Origin of the sequence: Bacillus sp. FSL P4-0290, from assembly GCF_037975435.1 — a bacterium.
Taxonomy (GTDB): domain Bacteria; phylum Bacillota; class Bacilli; order Bacillales; family Bacillaceae; genus Bacillus; species Bacillus subtilis.
Map to the genome: position 1 here is coordinate 2,599,315 of NZ_CP150253.1, position 15,289 is coordinate 2,614,603.

Genomic DNA, 15,289 nt, shown 5'->3' on the forward strand with positions numbered 1-15,289 from the left:
CTTATTTAGGCTTGTTTCATTTTATGCCTGAAATTGGACAGGTAGAACGATGCTCCTCTGAAGGCATAAAAAAAGAAAGCCTGCATAACGCAAGCTTTCTTTTTAATCAGGATTTTTAAACTTAACCTTGATTACGGTTTTGTCTTTGATTTCTTTGTCTTTCTTAACACTTTGGCTGACAGCGTAGCCTTGTCCGCTTACTTCAATATGAATTCCCGCGAGCTCGCCGTACTGCAGAACCTCTCTTCTCGACCAGCCTGTCATATCAGGCATTTTGATTTTGCCGCCCGTTTTCAGGAAGACCTTTTGATTGGTGAGAACTTCCTCATCCGCTTTCGGATACTGTTCTTTTACAGCGACATCACTGCCGATGACAATTGGTGTGAGATTCTCCTCTTTTGCTTTCTTTTGAGCAGCAGCTACCGTTTGATCTGTTAAATCAGGCATTGTCTGCGCTTTTGTTTCTTCCTTATCTGAGTCAGATTTTTCAGTTGGTTCGATGTTTAGGTAGTGCAGGCTATTTTTCATTGTTGGATTGAAGATTTCTGATACTGGATCTGAACTGCTTTGTCCTGCTTTTAGTTGCGGCTGCTGTACAGCCACATAAATTAAAAGCTCAGGATCATCTTTTGGCGCCATACCCATAAACGAAAAGATATAGTTATCTGTGCCGTCTAAATATCCGCCTTTACCGGCTATTTGCGCAGTACCTGTTTTCCCGGCAACATCAAAACCTTCGATTTTATATGCTTGCCCTGTTCCGATTTTCGACGTAACAACTTCTCCCAATATATCCCGCACCTTTTTCGCTGTGCTTGCAGAAATTGGGGTTCCGGCTGATTCCGGCTTATTTTGATAAATAGTTTTATCTTTATCGGGATCAACGATATGGTCAATGACATAAGGTTTCATCATTTTGCCGTCATTTGCAATTGCCGTTGCGGCCTGAATCTGCTGAATTGGTGTGACCGCAGACGCTTGGCCATATGCAGTTGACGCCTTATCAAATTCATATTTAAAGTTGATTTTGCTGGAGACTTCTCCTGGCAAATCAATACCTGTTTTCTGGTAAAAATTGAATTTGTGCAAATATTGATTGAGGCGGTCATATCCCAGCTTTTCTTTCGCCAGTTTCGCAAAAGCGACATTCGACGACCTTAGGACGCCGTCATGATATGTTGTCGGACCCCAGCCTACACCGTTATTGTGATCCTTAACAGGTGCTCCGCCAACTTCAAATGTCCCTGATTTATATTTTTCGTTCGCATTAAACACGTTTTCCTGCATCGCAGCAGCAAGTGTAAAGATCTTCATCGTGGATCCGGGCTCATACGCATATGAAATCAAATCATTATAGTAGTTTGTCACATCGCGCTTGTTCGGATCAAAGCTTGGGCGCTGTCCCATGGCAAGCACTTTGCCCGTTTTCGGATCGACGACTGCGGCCATGATTTTTTTCGGATTATACTTTTGCGCCACTTTTGTCATGCTGTCTTCCAAAAAGGTTTGAATTTTCTGGTCAATGGTTAAATATACATTGTCACCATTTTTTGGCGCTGTAATTTTATTTTTGCTGTTCGGGAGCTCCCAGCCGGATTTGTCGCTTTCATATGTCACATATCCGTCCCGCTCCTTCAAATACTTATCCAGCACTTTTTCTAACCCCATCGCGCCGGAAATTTCATTTGTGTCTTGATCAACCTCGGCATAGCCGATTAAATTGGATGCGAAAATACCATTTGGATAGTAGCGTTTTGTATCCCGCAAAAATGAAATGCCCGGGAGTTTCATTTTTTCAATTTTTTGCTTTTGTGAATACGTAATATCCCGGCCAGCTGAGCCAAACTCGACTTGTTTTGCATTCTCCTTATTTAAGATATCAAGGATGTCGGCCTTGTCCAAGTTTATCACTTTAGACAATGCTTCTGCCGTTTTTTCTTTGTTTACAACATGCTGAGGATGCTTGACATCAGTGGTCATTTTTTTATCGAGAATCGCAATCAGTTTATACGTCGCTGTGTCCTCTGCAATGACTTTTCCTTTTCGGTCTAAAATCGAGCCGCGGCTCGCTTCGATGGTCCGTTTCTTTTCATGCTGCTCTGTCGCTTTTGTCGCAAGCACTTCGCCATTCGCTTTTCCGGTTATTTGAATATATGCCATTCTCCCCAGGATGACAAAGAAAAAGAGAGCGAAACAAATACTTAGAATCGCTGCTCCTCTATTCATAAATTTATTCTTTTTTGGCATTTGAATCATTCCTGTATGTTTTTCACTTTTTTATCTTTTAAATTCAAGCCGTTCTTTTTCGCAATGTCCATAATGCGCTGCGGTTTGCTTAAATCAGCAACGCTTTTTTCGAGGTCACCAATTTGCTTATTTTCGGATGAAATTTGCTCCTCAAGCTTTTGCACCTCAATATTGGTTTGATATGCCGCATACGCCTTCGATACGATCAAAAGCGATACGCTGAGCACCGCCGCAGCAAAGAGGACAAGAAGCACTTTTTCTCCGAGAGTAATGGAAGCCCTTTTCTTGACAATCACTTTTTTCTCAGGACTGATCGCATGCCGCTGCTGTTTCTCTGGTTGGTAAGCTAAATTGCTCATAGGCTGATGACCTCCTTTTAATTTTGCGTTCGCGTTTCGTTATTTTCTTTTTTCAGCAATCCGAAGCTTGGCAGAACGAGCCCGGTTGTTCTCTTCAAGCTCTTCTTGAGATGCCGTAATCGGTTTTCGTGTGATGAGCTTCAGCTCCGGTTCAAACTCTTCCGGTATAACAGGAAGCCCCGGAGGAAGTTCCGGAAGCGACGACTTTTCTTTAAAAGTGGTTTTGCAAATTCTGTCTTCTAGCGAGTGGAAGGTAATGACCGATACCCTGCCCCCTGGCTTCAGAACCTCAATTGCCTGCTCCAAAGCTTCTTCAAACACCCTAAGTTCATCGTTTACGGCAATTCTGATTGCCTGAAACACGCGTTTAGCGGGATGTCCGCCGCTCCTTCTCGCTGGAGCGGGAATCGCGTCTTTTATTAGATCGACCAGTTGGCCCGTAGTTTGAATAGGAGACTTCATTCTTGCCTCCTCAATTTTTCTGGCGATCTGTTTACTGAACTTCTCTTCTCCGTATTTAAAGAAAATACGGACGAGATCCTCATAGCGCCACTCATTAACGACTTCTTTCGCCGAAAGCGTAGCCGACTGGTCCATCCTCATGTCCAACGGTGCGTCATGATGGTAACTGAATCCGCGCTCCGGTGTATCCAGCTGCGGAGAGGACACCCCTAAATCAAATAAAATGCCGTCTACTTCTGTAATGCCTTGTTCATTCAAACATTCTTTTAAATACCTGAAATTGCTTTTAATCAGAATGAGCTGTCCTTTATAATCGGACAACACTTCTTTAGCATGCTGTAATGCCGTATCATCTTGGTCAAAAGCGATTAAACGCCCCTTCTCGGATAACTGCTGCAATAAGTATGTACTATGCCCAGCTCCGCCGAGTGTGCAGTCTACATATGTACCGTCTGGTTTAATATTAAGTCCGTCTACGGTTTCACGAAGAAGTACTGTCTTGTGTTGAAACATATTGTGTTGGTCCCACCTTTTATCAGGATGAATTGAAATTGTTTTTAGAGTGTTATACACGAAGAATCATTATATATCAAACCCAATCATGTTTTCAGCAATTTCAGCAAATGAATCTTCTTGCTCTTCTGTGTATTGTTCCCAAATTACTTTACTCCACAATTCAATTCGATTAGAAACCCCGATAACAACACATTCTTTTTCCAGTTTGGCGTAATTCAATAGAGATGATGCGATATTTACCCTGCCTTGCTTGTCCAGTTCGCATTCAGTCGCCCCTGAAAAGAAGAAACGGGTAAACGCGCGGGCATCTTTCTTTGTGAGAGGAAGAGCTTTTAGTTTTTCTTCAATTTGTTTCCATTCGTGCATAGGGTAGCCGAAGAGACATTGGTCAAGTCCTCTAGTCAGCACAAATTGCTCACCTAGGCCTTCTCTGAATTTAGCGGGTACGATCATGCGGCCTTTCGCATCGATGGTATGCTGATATTCACCCATAAACATGATCTCTTGCCCCACTTTCTCTCCTTAACTCACCACTATTCACCACTTCGCTCCACAACTTCATTTTACACTGTTTACCCATAAAAAAAAACCCTGAACTAGTCAGGGTTCTTTAAAACTTTATTTCAAAGTTTGACAACTTGATGTTGATTTTGAAAAGAAAATGGCAGATTCTTGAATGTCGTGAAGAATTTTGGACCGTACCTGTTCAAATAATACATGATATTCCAAATCCGTTCTTGCGGCGCAAGAAGCGGCTTAATGCTATTTTGAATTCTTTCATAATCCTTCAAGACGTAGCCTTCTTTTTCTTCAATTCGCTTCGTCACCGTGCGCTCTAAGAATTGAAGCTGATCCTGAATAAAAGCGGCATTTTTCAGGAGTAAAGGTTCCATGCTTTGATCAACCTTTAACGCCTCCTGCCGGACCGTTTTGTGAATCGCTTCAATTTGGCTTTTCGCCTGATCCATCACCGCCGTAAACTCTTCCGGAATCTGGCGCTCGAAGTATGTCTCTCTTTGATTCTCCGTTCCGCGCTCAATCGCGTCTTGTAACGAGATATTCCGTTCAGCCAGTTTTTTCTCAATATGCCGCTCAAGTATCGTAATGTTCAGCCTTGGCATGACAGGAGGCATTTTGAAGCCCATCACCGCAAAAGCCTGTTTGAGCTCGCCCCAATAATTGATTTCTCCAGGCCCTGCAATAAATGCTAAAGTCGGAATGAGAAATTCCTGCATTAACGGTCTCGTTACAACATTGTTGCTGAAACGCTCTGGATGTTCTTCCATATGTGTATGAAGTTCATCCATCGTCCATCCTAGATCAAGCTCTTTGATGACAAATCGGCCGTTATCTTTTTCAATTAAAAAACGCTCATCTTCGTATTCATAAAACAGATTCGCCTGCTCTTTTCCGGACTCGATAATCGGTTTGTAGCCTGCTTGACGCATGAAGGCCTGCTGATCTGATACAGAGCGGGCGAGTTCATCATTTTCTCGAAGAATCTTTTGGAACATGGCCGTTTCCAGCTTTTTAATCCCCGGATCTCCAGAATTTAATAAAACTAAGCCCTCTTCTTGGAACAAATCCGCGATCAGCAGCTCAAAGAAGTCAGTAAACGTAACAGATTCCCTTAAACATCGTTTCACATTGTCGAGAAGTGTATTCGTATGGTCTGTTTCTTCAAAAGCGGCAAAAACATCATCTATCCACGCGGCACACTTTTCCTGATCAAGCGATGTACTCGCTGCTGATGATTTCTTCCAATAAGACTGAGGCAGCTTTTTTTTCACAGGCCCATTCTCTTCAGATGTGTGAACAAAATTAATCTCATCCAAATCGTGGTCTTCTCCAGCCACCCAGAAGATTGGTATGACAGGCACTTGCAGTTCCTTTTCTTGTTGCTTTGCTAAAACAATGATTGAAATGATTTTATGTATGGTGTAAAGCGGTCCTGTTAAAAGTCCTGCCTGCTGTCCGCCGACTACAGCGGCACTTGACGGGTCCTTCAGCTTCTCAATAGCAGACTGCATCGCACTTGAACCGAATTTATTATGGTAAGAGGTTAAGTACGCCGCCAATTCCTCTCTTGCGAAAAACCGGGAAGATAAGTCTTCCAGTCTTTCTCGCCACATGTCCTTATGATGAATACTGTAATCAAAAAAAGAAGACATTTCTTCTTTGCCATCTATATAGTGCTGTACAAACACATTCTGATTTTTGATGGAAAGTTCAGTTAGCTGCATCTTCTAGAACTTCCTTTCTCCAATAAATAGTTAGTGATCCGAAATGAGTATAGCATGTTACCGAAAAAGCTCAAAAGACTTTGTTTGTATTTCGCTCCAATGCTTTGATGCTGCCATATAAAAACTCTAGGTGGACTGCATCAAGACCTTGAAGACTTGCTTCCTTCAATAAGTATCCGATAATGGCGTCAGCTTCCGTCTGCCGGCCTCCAATGACGTCAACCAGCATGGATGAACGATTCTCTTTCGTTTGCCCACAAACGGCCTGAACCCGCTCCCAAGCCTTTTCTTCGTTTTCAAGTTTTAAAATGCGGCATGCCTCCTGAAATACCAGCTTCATAAAAGCCAGATAAGCTGGCGTTGTCAGCAGTTCTCCATTTTTTACCTGCAATAACGCAGTTAAAGGATTAATACACGCATTTACAATCAGCTTGCCCGTCAGCAGACGGTACCAATCCGTCTCATAATAAATCGGAAAATCCGAATGGTTATGCTGAAACAAGATGTTCAGCCAGTCTGGTTCAGCATCGTCGAACGCGCTCCATTTTATCGCACCTAGGCCTGTATGATCAACAGCTGTATCCGATTTTCTTACAGCTCCGTGCTCAACGATTCCAACATAAATGGAATGGCCAACGTGCCAGTCTTTTAGGTCGTGGATATGCCCCATGCCGTTTTGCAAAAATAATATATGCGTTTTCCCGATCCGTTCAAGCGACGAAAAAACAGATTGAAGCTGATGCTGCTTCACTGTCACGACAAGCAGGTCAAAGTCCGAATTGATACTCGTGTCCGCACTGCAATCAGCCCTGAATTCCTCCCCGCCTTTATAAAGCCGGATTCCTTCAGACTGAATGGCCGCAGCCTGTTCTTGCCGCCTCGTCACAACAGTCACGTCGTGATAAAGTGACAAATAATAGGCGCATAAAAGACCGACGGAGCCTCCGCCGATAATTCCAATTTTCATGATGTCACACCCAATTTAGCATTTACGTATTATCATAGCAGAAGTAAGAAGAAATTACTTCTCAAAGATCCCATGTGCTTAAAATTAAAGTTTAAATATTTGGATTTTTTAAATAAAGCGTTTACAATATATGTAGAAACAACAAAGGGGGAGATTTGTTTGACAAAGGTAGAACGTCTGCTTATCAACTATAAAACGCTGGAAGAATTCAAGAAATTCAAAGAATACGGCATTCAGGAGCTTTCAATGCTTGAAGAACTTCAGGATAATATTATTGAAAATGACAGCACCTCGCCTTTTTACGGGATTTATTTTGGCGATAAACTTGTAGCACGAATGAGTCTGTATCAAGTTAACGGCAAATCGAATCCCTATTTTGACAACCGCCAGGATTATTTGGAGCTGTGGAAGCTTGAGGTTCTTCCGGGCTACCAGAACAGGGGATACGGGAGAGCCTTGGTTGAATTTGCAAAATCATTCAAAATGCCGATCCGGACAAATCCGAGAATGAAATCAGCGGAATTTTGGAACAAAATGAACTTTAAAACTGTTAAGTATGATATGGCGAGGGACAAAGGGGAAAACCCGCTCATCTGGCATCCTGATATGGATCACGAAATGACACCAGGAGAGTCTGCATAGAAATCAAAACAACCGGCCTATTCTTACTATAGGGCCGGTTCATTTCAGGCGTTTCTTTACGTTTCTTGAGCCGCTTTTTTCATTCTTCCGTCTTCCTTCGAAACAACCATTTTTCTGGCCCGATCCATGATATCGATCAGTGCCTTGTAATCCTCTTCTGTCATCTCTAGCTGATTCCGCAATGTCTGATTTTCACTCCGCAAATCCTCAAGCTCTTTTTGCAGCGATTGGATTTGCTCCTTCAATTTTTCCCTTTCAAGCTGAAATTCTTGTGCAGACGGCGCTTCTTTGAATTGTTCGAGAAATTGGATGACTTCCTGAATGGACAAATCTCGTTTTCCTTCCGACGATGCCGAGGCAGTCTGCTTCATGGAATTCGGCATATTGACCGAATGAACGCCGATTTGCTTTCTCAGTTCTTTCCTTTGCTTTTTTGCAAGCTCTATACCTGACTGGTATTGTTTTCTCACATACGAGTTCCACCTGAAACCACAGGCTGCCGCGGTTCTGGTCAGCGCCCTTCCAACCTCCTCAAAGGCTGAAAGCTGTGTTCCTCCCTCTCGAATATGACGAAGCACCACTTCTGCCAGCAGCAAATCCTCATCCTGAGTCCAAGCATCTTGTCTTGTAATGGTCAAATTCAATCTCCCTCCATGTCAGCTTATTTATCTCATACATATGCCGGTAATAGATTAGATAGACTATTTGCACTCACAAATTTTCCGCAAGCTGACAGGAAGAGAAAAAGAAAAAGCGCAGGGCTTTCACCCCGCGCTTTTCTTATTAGTTACTTTTTACATTTATGTCTTTGCCGTTGTATGATCCGCATGCTTTGCATACACGGTGAGACAACTTCATCTCTCCGCATGACGGACATTCTGTCATACCAGGTACATTAAGTTTGAAATGTGTACGGCGCAATCTTTTCTTCATTTTAGAAGTTCTTCTAAAAGGTACAGCCATTATTCCCACCTCCTTAAAGAGTTAAGATTCATCATCTTGTTTTAAGAGCTTTTCGAGGGCTGCAAGTCTCGGATCAACTTGATTCTTCTTGTCTTCTTCCGAAATGACTTGCCAATCCTTTCCTTCTTGAGGAGCAGCTCCTTTTTCTTGTTCAGATTCACAAAAGATTTGCATAGGGATTTCTAAAAGAATTTCTTCTTTCACGATCGGAGTTAAGTCGATAGTATCGTCCTCAACAATGTGAACGTCATCATCTTCTATATCATCCGTGTGATGAAATATAAACAGTTCTTTTGTTGAAATTTCAAATGGATACGGGACATCAACGAGTGTTCTTGAGCATGGCAAAATCATTTCGCCTGAAATTGTAAAATCAAACGAAACCTGTTTGGATTTGATATCCGCTCTGCCCTTCACCCGGACGGGAGAAATGCGGCGAATGTCAGAATTCAGCTTTGTCAGCTCATTTAACTCAACTGTTTCATCAAACTCAAAACTTTGTTTTGGCATTTGATGCAGCTGATAAATCGTCCATTTCATTTGTATCACCTCAGGAAAGCAACAAACATGATTATAGCTTTTAAGATTGTTTTTGTCAATATTTTTTCTTTACAGCATAATGCTGCCATTGAAGTATCGTTGACAGCGGAATATGCTATGCATACACTTAAAACAAAAATAAGGCGTAAGAGTTTTCATTTGCAAATGTACCATACGTTTTTAAACATAGCAAGAAAGGCGGAAAAAATATGAAAGCTGTCGGATTGGTGGTTGAATATAATCCCTTTCATAACGGTCACCTTTATCATGCCCAAACAGCAAAGCTGCAAACCGGATGTGACACGGCTGTCGCGGTCATGAGCGGACATTTTTTACAGCGCGGGGAACCCGCTGTTGTATCAAAATGGGCCCGAACAAAAATGGCGCTGCAAAGCGGAGTTGATCTTGTCATTGAGCTGCCTTATCTTTATGCCGTGCAAAAAGCAGACATTTTTGCACGCGGCAGTGTTTCCATCCTGAACGAACTTGAATGTGAGGCGCTGTTTTTCGGGAGTGAAAATGGGGATATCAAGCCTTTTTTAGAAACAGCACAGCTTATTGATGAGCATAAACATATATTGAATGACCGAATTAAAGAAGAACTTAAAAAGGGGGCCAGTTACCCAGCAGCGGCGGCTATCGCCTTCAGCTCCATTTTGCATACTGAAAGTGCACTTGACTTGTCAAAACCAAATAACATTTTGGGATACCAGTATGTGACCTCGATTCTAACCGGGGGATATCCTATGAAACCTTATACTACGGCACGAATCTCTTCGGACTATCATGATGCCGATCTCCCTGAAGGCGAAAACCATATAGCAAGTGCCACAAGCATTAGAAAAGCGATGATTGGCCAGAATCTCGAAGCCTGCCTTCGTTTTCTCCCTGCTGCATCTGCACGTGAATTAGCAGCTTACCGCAAATCTTTCGGATTGTGGCATACACCTGAAAGCTACTTTTCTTACTTAAAATACAGCCTTTCAACTGTAACGGCACGGGAATTACAGCAAGTATACGAGGTGGAGGAAGGTTTAGAGCACAGAATTATTCGTTCGATCAGAAAATCCAGCTCCTATCAGGAATTTATGGAACTGCTGAAAACAAAACGCTATACGTGGACAAGGCTCCAGCGGATGAATACACACATTTTAACCAGAACAAAAAAACAGGATATGCAAAAGCTGCTTGACAACGATAAGGTGCCGTATATCAGGCTTCTCGGCATGACGAAAAAAGGACAGGCTTATTTATCCGAAAAGAAAAAAGCACTGTCTGTTCCGCTTGTCAGCAAACTGTCCTCTTTCTCCCATCCAGCTCTCGATCTGGACGTAAAAGCAAGCAGGATTTACAGCCTGCCGATAGAAGAGCCGCTGAGAACTGAGTTTGACCTGCAGGAATACGGACATGCACCGATTCGATATGACGAAGATGAACAACATTTTTTTAATGTATAGAAAAAGCACCTGATTCTCAGGTGCTTTTCGCTTTCAGCTTATTCAAATAATCAATCGCATCCTGCATGGTATCAACAGGCACAATCTTCATATTTGAATCAATATCTTTTGCTGTTTTTACTGCGTTCTTATAATCGGAATTGCTGGCGCCGTTTTGATTTGGCGCGAAGAAAATGTCTTTTCCGGCTTTGTCTGCGGCGACGACTTTTTGATCAATGCCGCCGATCGGGCCTACTTTTCCATCAACATCAATGGTACCTGTTCCCGCAATATCGTAGCCTTTTGTTTCGTCTGGTTTTGTCAGCTGATTATAGATTTCAAGGGACATCATTAACCCTGCTGACGGGCCGCCAATATTTTCGATTTCAAAATCAATATCAGGCTCTACCTTCACGTTTCTGTCTGTATAAAGCGAAACTCCGATTCCTGCCCGATCCGGCTCATCAGGAAATTGTTTTAACGTAAGGGTGACACGCTTTTCTTTTTCTTCTCTTTCGATCTTTAACGTGACTTTATCTCCCGCTTTTTTGCTGCTGATATAATCAATCAGCTTTTCAGCAGACTGATAGTTTTTGCCGTCTGCGCTGATGATTTTATCACCGACTTCTATTTTCCCTTTTGCCGGCATGTTTTCTACAACTGAGCTTGCGTATATGCCGTTAAAGGAATAGCTGACTTTTTTTCCTGCCTTTTGATAGGCGGCTATAACCGCATTTTCTTGCGAGCTTTTCATCATTTGGAGCTGTCTTTTCATATACTCCTTATCTGACTCGCCTTCCTCCTTAATGCTCTCATCAGGAACAATTTCATAATAAGGGTGCATCTTTGCCCACACATATGTAAACGGATTAGCCGGTCCCACTTTAACAGTCATTAAGGACAGACTTCCTTTTTCCGGGTAGCCTCCCTCCACTTTTATCAATGAAGCAAGCTCTGTCGCTTCTCCCGGTTTTGTAATATAGTATGGAAGTTTTATAAATGATAAAAAGGCGATCAGTATGAGGATGACGACCATCCAGCTAAAATGTTTTTTACGTAGCAAATTATGAGCCCTCCCAATTCTCTATTTCTTTTCTTATCTTGCTGATCATTCGGTTTGTCGCCTCTTCGCCTGCCGATATCATTTCTTCAATATTGGCAAACGAGCTTGAGCTGTATGTTTCAAGGGAAGGGCGAATCATGATATCTGCGGCAATTGTTTGATGCCGCACTAATTCATTTTGCAGTATATCCATACTTTGCATAATCACATCAAAAATATGCACTGCTGTTTCAGTTTTTCGAACCCTGGAAACATCCGAAGCGATGATAATATCAGCTCCCATGTCTTTCACAACAGAAACCGGAATTCGATCGACGACCGCGCCGTCTACAAGAAGGCGTCCGTCCAGCCGCTGCGGAATAAAGATACCCGGGATGCTGATGCTGGCCCTCACTGCATCTGACACTGATCCTTTTCGGAACACAATCTTTTCTCCCGTCTGTAGATCACACGCAACAATGCCCAGCGGGATTTGGAGCTCTTCAATCGGTTTTCCGAATGTATAAGCATGCACAAGCTGTCTGACGCGGTCACCTTTTAAAAAACCGAGTTTCGGCACCGTATAATCAGCATAAAGCCTTCGTTTAAAGGCTTTGGCTACTTTTTTCATCGTTGCCACGTCATGTCCGGCGGCGTAAAAACTGCCCACCAAAGCGCCCATGCTGCTTCCTGCAATCATATCCACTTCAATTTGGTGCTTATGTAAACTGGAAAGCACACCGAGATGAGCAAGCCCTCTGGCCCCTCCCGATCCTAACGCTAACCCGATTTTAGGTTTGGCCAAAGCGTTAACCTCCTGCCTGAATTCCCTGTATACCGAATTCTATGGTCTAAACTGAACCCCTATGCTCGTATATTAGTACAAAGAATCAAGAGGACAGGTACTGCTTGGCCGTTTTACATCATACATTATTTTATCATGATATACATGTCATTGGGCATTTTTAGCATCGGGGAGGTAAGAATGAACTTGTCGAAGATTAATACACTTTTGATTGCCTCGTTTTTTCTTTTTTTAACAGCGACTGTCATCTCACATCCACAGGCCTCATTCGAAGCCTCTAAAACCGGGCTGTCTATGTGGTGGGAGGTTGTGTTTCCGTCATTGCTGCCATTTTTTATTCTGTCCGAACTCTTAATCGGCTTTGGCATTGTGCGGTTTGTCGGTGTTTTGCTTGAGCCTTTTATGCGGCCGATCTTTCGCGTGCCGGGTGTCGGCGGCTTCGTTCTTGCTATGGGAATGGCATCAGGAAACCCAGCGGGCGCAAAACTCACTGCCCGTCTGCGGCAGGAAAATCAGATTTCAAGAGTAGAGGCAGAACGGCTCGCGTCGTTTACCAATTCTTCAAACCCGCTCTTTATTTTCGGCGCTGTTGCCGTCGGTTTCTTTCAAAACGCATCACTAGGCATTTTATTAGCTTCTGCACACTATTTGGGGAATCTTGCCGTCGGTTTAACAATGCGCTCCTATGGCCGCAAGGAAGAGCAGCATCTCAGAAGAAAGAAAACGATACCTTTCCCTTCAGTCAAAGATGCTTTACACGCTCTTCATACCGCCAGACTTGCAGAAAAACGGCCCTTAGGTAAAATTTTAGGCGACGCCGTGACGTCTTCTGTTCAAACGCTTCTTATGGTAGGCGGCTTTATTATTTTATTTTCTGTCTTCAATCGGCTGTTGTCAGTGGTCCAGCTGACTGATGTTTTGTCTGTTTTCACAAAAGGAGCACTGACTTTGTTTCAGCTTCCGACTCAATTGGACATTCCGCTTTTATCAGGGATGTTTGAAATTACATTAGGCAGCAAGCTTGTCAGCGAGACAGATGTTTCTCTTCTGCAAAAAGCCATTATCGTCAGCTTTATTCTTGGGTTTAGCGGCTTTTCCGTACAAGCTCAGGTGGCAGGTATTTTATCGGAAACCGACATTAGATTTAAACCATTCTTTATCGCACGTTTGCTGCAGGGCGTTTATGCCGCTGTCTTCGTCATGCTTTTATGGAAACCTCTTTACACGGCATGGCATGATCCGTATCAGTATGTATTTAAATCTCTTAACAGCAGTGACATGCCAACTGCCTTTATAAACGGCTGGAATCTGCTTGTGCAGATCGGACCTGCTGTCACACTATGCGCGCTGTTTACGTACATTATCATTTTTTCTTACAGACTGACAAACGGAACAAAAAAAGGATGAGTCAAAACCCTCATCCTTGTCTGAATTTTTGCTGAAGCGCCAGCTCTACTTCCGGCGGTACAAACTCTGATACCGAGCCGTTGTATCTTGCCACTTCTTTTACGATGCTTGAACTTAGAAACGAATATTGATTGTTTGTCATCATAAAAAATGTCTCAATAGATTCATCAAGCACACGGTTTACTGATGTCCCCTGCATCTCGTATTCAAAATCAGATACAGCTCTCAAGCCTCTTAAAATCGCTTTCGCATTTTTTCTTTTTGCATAATCAATTAACAGGCCTTGCGATGTTTCAACTGTTATGTTCGGAATGTCTTTTGTCACTTCTCTCAGAAGCTCACACCGTTCTTCCACACTGAACAAAGGCTTTTTTGAAGAATTATTCAGCACACATACATACACTTGTTCAAAAATATGCGCCCCGCGTTTGATGATGTCCAGATGCCCGTAGGTCACCGGATCAAAACTGCCGGGACAGACAGCTATACTCGCCACCTCACTACCCCCTCTTTTTATAAATCGCCACACCTGTAAGCCCATAGGTTTCTTTTCTTGTCATCACAAGATCTCCTACGGTTTCGGGAAGCTCGACCTCTCTGTCATGCTCAGCGACGATAAAGCCGTTTTCTTCCAGCACTTGATATTCGTCAATCAGCGTTAAAAGTGCTTTCAGCTTTTGTTCCTTATACGGCGGATCGAGAAAAATGCCGCGAAAGCCGGTTTCTCTTTTAGCAGCAGCGTGCAAAGCACGTTCCGCATCATTGCGGTATACCTGTGCATGTTTTGTAAGCTCCAGCGTTTTCAAATTAGATTTTACCGTTTGAATCGCTTTAAAATCACGGTCAACGAATATACAATGCTCAAACCCGCGTGAAAGCGCTTCGATTCCAAGACCTCCGCTCCCTGCGAATAAGTCAAGTCCCCTGCCCCCGTCAAAATAAGGGCCGATCATATTGAAAATGGATTCCTTCACTTTGTCGGTTGTCGGTCTTGTTGATGTTCCGGGTACAGCCTTTAGTGAACGGCCTTTTTTTGATCCAGAAATTACTCTCATGTTCCACACCACTTTTTCTAAAAGCTATTTTGTTTCTTTATTCGGCCGGACGCCGCTATGTACATAGAAAAAAATCAATCCTATCTTAACATAAAGCATTCTTCCAAACAATGAACGCTAATCTTGATAAACAGGTGTATAGGCAGCATGATCCTTGTCCATACTATAAGCAACAGCATCTAGAGGATGTTGTTGCCAACCGCGGAGAAGACTTACGTTTCCCCATAAGTTCTTCCTCCGGTTTCTCCTCTCCCTTTGCCTTCTCCTTAACATATTAAGGAATAGAAGGACCCCGCAGATGCCTGCGGGGATTTTTTTATAGCTATATGCCGATTTTATAATCGTATTCTTTTGCCTTATCAAGCTTTGACTCGAATTCCAATTTTAAAAACGGTTTATAAGAAGGCTCCACTTTTTTCACAAATGAGTAAGACGCAATCTTGTCCATTGTTTTTTCAATTTGGTTCATATCACAGTACAGTACGACATATTTTAATCGTTTTGATACATAGTGCACATTCCCGAACTTCCTCAGCATTTTGCTCTGCTTTAGGGAGTGCAGATACACAACCATGCCCTGGCGCCTATTCTCCAATACAATCACC

At 42.9% G+C, this 15,289-nt stretch carries 18 protein-coding genes; 4 read left to right on the forward strand and 14 right to left on the reverse strand.

Annotation, left to right across the window (positions count from 1 at the left end; all coding sequences use genetic code 11):
- Window positions 1-102: 102 nt before the first annotated feature.
- The 6 genes from pbpB to MKY10_RS13510 form a co-directional block, all read right to left on the reverse strand.
- A complete protein-coding gene (gene pbpB, locus MKY10_RS13485) occupies window positions 103-2,256 on the reverse strand; it encodes a penicillin-binding protein 2B (RefSeq protein ID WP_015252142.1) in 2,154 nt (717 codons plus the stop codon).
- Entirely contained in the window at window positions 2,253-2,606 is a 354-nt protein-coding gene (gene ftsL, locus MKY10_RS13490; protein ID WP_003232200.1) for a cell division protein FtsL, read from the reverse strand. Before ftsL ends, pbpB begins: the two co-directional genes overlap by 4 nt.
- A 39-nt stretch (window positions 2,607-2,645) precedes the next feature.
- Window positions 2,646-3,581, reverse strand: a complete 936-nt coding sequence (gene rsmH, locus MKY10_RS13495) for a 16S rRNA (cytosine(1402)-N(4))-methyltransferase RsmH (RefSeq protein ID WP_014479723.1) — start codon at window positions 3,579-3,581, stop codon at window positions 2,646-2,648.
- 69 nt (window positions 3,582-3,650) lie between these two features.
- Window positions 3,651-4,082, reverse strand: a complete 432-nt coding sequence (gene mraZ, locus MKY10_RS13500) for a division/cell wall cluster transcriptional repressor MraZ (protein ID WP_003221402.1) — start codon at window positions 4,080-4,082, stop codon at window positions 3,651-3,653.
- A gap of 125 nt (window positions 4,083-4,207) precedes the next feature.
- On the reverse strand, window positions 4,208-5,827 hold the full coding sequence (gene bshC / locus MKY10_RS13505; protein WP_339225884.1) for a bacillithiol biosynthesis cysteine-adding enzyme BshC: 1,620 nt from the start codon (window positions 5,825-5,827) through the stop codon (window positions 4,208-4,210).
- Window positions 5,828-5,897: 70 nt separating this feature from the next.
- On the reverse strand, window positions 5,898-6,794 hold the full coding sequence (locus tag MKY10_RS13510; protein WP_015252144.1) for a 2-dehydropantoate 2-reductase: 897 nt from the start codon (window positions 6,792-6,794) through the stop codon (window positions 5,898-5,900).
- 159 nt (window positions 6,795-6,953) lie between these two features.
- Here MKY10_RS13510 and MKY10_RS13515 point away from each other — a divergent pair, with 159 nt between their 5' ends.
- Window positions 6,954-7,436, forward strand: a complete 483-nt coding sequence (locus MKY10_RS13515; RefSeq protein ID WP_014476736.1) for an N-acetyltransferase — start codon at window positions 6,954-6,956, stop codon at window positions 7,434-7,436.
- Window positions 7,437-7,492: 56 nt separating this feature from the next.
- On the opposite strand, the gene gerR is transcribed toward MKY10_RS13515, so the two are convergent.
- The 3 genes from gerR to MKY10_RS13530 form a co-directional block, all read right to left on the reverse strand.
- Complete coding sequence (gene gerR, locus MKY10_RS13520; RefSeq protein WP_044052536.1) at window positions 7,493-8,074, reverse strand: sporulation specific transcriptional regulator GerR; 582 nt, start codon at window positions 8,072-8,074, stop codon at window positions 7,493-7,495.
- Between the two features lie 145 nt (window positions 8,075-8,219).
- Window positions 8,220-8,399, reverse strand: a complete 180-nt coding sequence (gene rpmF, locus MKY10_RS13525; RefSeq protein WP_003154457.1) for a 50S ribosomal protein L32 — start codon at window positions 8,397-8,399, stop codon at window positions 8,220-8,222.
- 21 nt (window positions 8,400-8,420) lie between these two features.
- On the reverse strand, window positions 8,421-8,939 hold the full coding sequence (locus tag MKY10_RS13530) for a DUF177 domain-containing protein (protein ID WP_014479718.1): 519 nt from the start codon (window positions 8,937-8,939) through the stop codon (window positions 8,421-8,423).
- 27 nt (window positions 8,940-8,966) lie between these two features.
- On the opposite strand from MKY10_RS13530, the gene MKY10_RS13535 reads away from it, so the two are divergent.
- Together MKY10_RS13535 and MKY10_RS13540 are read left to right on the forward strand one after the other, a co-directional pair.
- Window positions 8,967-9,152 carry a hypothetical protein gene (locus MKY10_RS13535; protein ID WP_003232215.1) on the forward strand — a complete coding sequence of 62 codons (186 nt, stop codon included), beginning with the start codon at window positions 8,967-8,969 and terminating at the stop codon, window positions 9,150-9,152.
- Window positions 9,149-10,396 (forward strand): nucleotidyltransferase, encoded by a 1,248-nt coding sequence (locus MKY10_RS13540; protein WP_015252147.1) that lies wholly within the window; start codon window positions 9,149-9,151, stop codon window positions 10,394-10,396. Before MKY10_RS13535 ends, MKY10_RS13540 begins: the two co-directional genes overlap by 4 nt.
- Before the next feature lie 16 nt (window positions 10,397-10,412).
- On the opposite strand, the gene ddcP is transcribed toward MKY10_RS13540, so the two are convergent.
- Both ddcP and MKY10_RS13550 read right to left on the reverse strand, forming a co-directional pair.
- Window positions 10,413-11,438: a protease DdcP gene (ddcP, locus tag MKY10_RS13545; protein ID WP_015252148.1), complete on the reverse strand. Its 1,026-nt coding sequence runs from the start codon at window positions 11,436-11,438 to the stop codon at window positions 10,413-10,415.
- 1 nt (window position 11,439) lies between these two features.
- Window positions 11,440-12,222, reverse strand: a complete 783-nt coding sequence (locus MKY10_RS13550) for a patatin family protein (RefSeq protein ID WP_003232221.1) — start codon at window positions 12,220-12,222, stop codon at window positions 11,440-11,442.
- A 180-nt stretch (window positions 12,223-12,402) separates the two neighbouring features.
- On the opposite strand from MKY10_RS13550, the gene spoVV reads away from it, so the two are divergent.
- Complete coding sequence (gene spoVV, locus MKY10_RS13555; RefSeq protein ID WP_015252149.1) at window positions 12,403-13,629, forward strand: dipicolinic acid transporter SpoVV; 1,227 nt, start codon at window positions 12,403-12,405, stop codon at window positions 13,627-13,629.
- A 10-nt stretch (window positions 13,630-13,639) separates the two neighbouring features.
- Here spoVV and coaD read toward each other — a convergent pair whose 3' ends face one another.
- The 3 genes from coaD to MKY10_RS13570 all read right to left on the reverse strand — a co-directional run bounded on the left by coaD (window position 13,640) and on the right by MKY10_RS13570 (window position 15,279).
- The gene (coaD, locus tag MKY10_RS13560; RefSeq protein WP_003245283.1) at window positions 13,640-14,125 is read right to left on the reverse strand and encodes a pantetheine-phosphate adenylyltransferase; all 486 of its coding nucleotides are present in this window, start codon (window positions 14,123-14,125) and stop codon (window positions 13,640-13,642) included.
- 4 nt (window positions 14,126-14,129) lie between these two features.
- Window positions 14,130-14,684: a 16S rRNA (guanine(966)-N(2))-methyltransferase RsmD gene (rsmD, locus tag MKY10_RS13565; RefSeq protein WP_015252150.1), complete on the reverse strand. Its 555-nt coding sequence runs from the start codon at window positions 14,682-14,684 to the stop codon at window positions 14,130-14,132.
- Between the two features lie 322 nt (window positions 14,685-15,006).
- Window positions 15,007-15,279, reverse strand: coding sequence for a YlbG family protein (locus MKY10_RS13570; protein ID WP_015715839.1), 273 nt, complete (start codon window positions 15,277-15,279; stop codon window positions 15,007-15,009).
- Between the last annotated feature and the right edge of the window lie 10 nt (window positions 15,280-15,289).

Coding starts and splice junctions, on each gene's coding strand:
- rpmF (WP_003154457.1), bottom strand. CDS start 8,399: ATGGCTGTACCTTTTAGAAGAACTTCTAAAATGAAGAAAAGATTGCGC.
- rsmH (WP_014479723.1), bottom strand. CDS start 3,581: ATGTTTCAACACAAGACAGTACTTCTTCGTGAAACCGTAGACGGACTT.
- pbpB (WP_015252142.1), bottom strand. CDS start 2,256: ATGATTCAAATGCCAAAAAAGAATAAATTTATGAATAGAGGAGCAGCG.
- MKY10_RS13530 (WP_014479718.1), bottom strand. CDS start 8,939: ATGAAATGGACGATTTATCAGCTGCATCAAATGCCAAAACAAAGTTTT.
- MKY10_RS13510 (WP_015252144.1), bottom strand. CDS start 6,794: ATGAAAATTGGAATTATCGGCGGAGGCTCCGTCGGTCTTTTATGCGCC.
- rsmD (WP_015252150.1), bottom strand. CDS start 14,684: ATGAGAGTAATTTCTGGATCAAAAAAAGGCCGTTCACTAAAGGCTGTA.
- bshC (WP_339225884.1), bottom strand. CDS start 5,827: ATGCAGCTAACTGAACTTTCCATCAAAAATCAGAATGTGTTTGTACAG.
- MKY10_RS13540 (WP_015252147.1), top strand. CDS start 9,149: ATGAAAGCTGTCGGATTGGTGGTTGAATATAATCCCTTTCATAACGGT.
- spoVV (WP_015252149.1), top strand. CDS start 12,403: ATGAACTTGTCGAAGATTAATACACTTTTGATTGCCTCGTTTTTTCTT.
- ftsL (WP_003232200.1), bottom strand. CDS start 2,606: ATGAGCAATTTAGCTTACCAACCAGAGAAACAGCAGCGGCATGCGATC.
- mraZ (WP_003221402.1), bottom strand. CDS start 4,082: ATGTTTATGGGTGAATATCAGCATACCATCGATGCGAAAGGCCGCATG.
- MKY10_RS13535 (WP_003232215.1), top strand. CDS start 8,967: ATGATTATAGCTTTTAAGATTGTTTTTGTCAATATTTTTTCTTTACAG.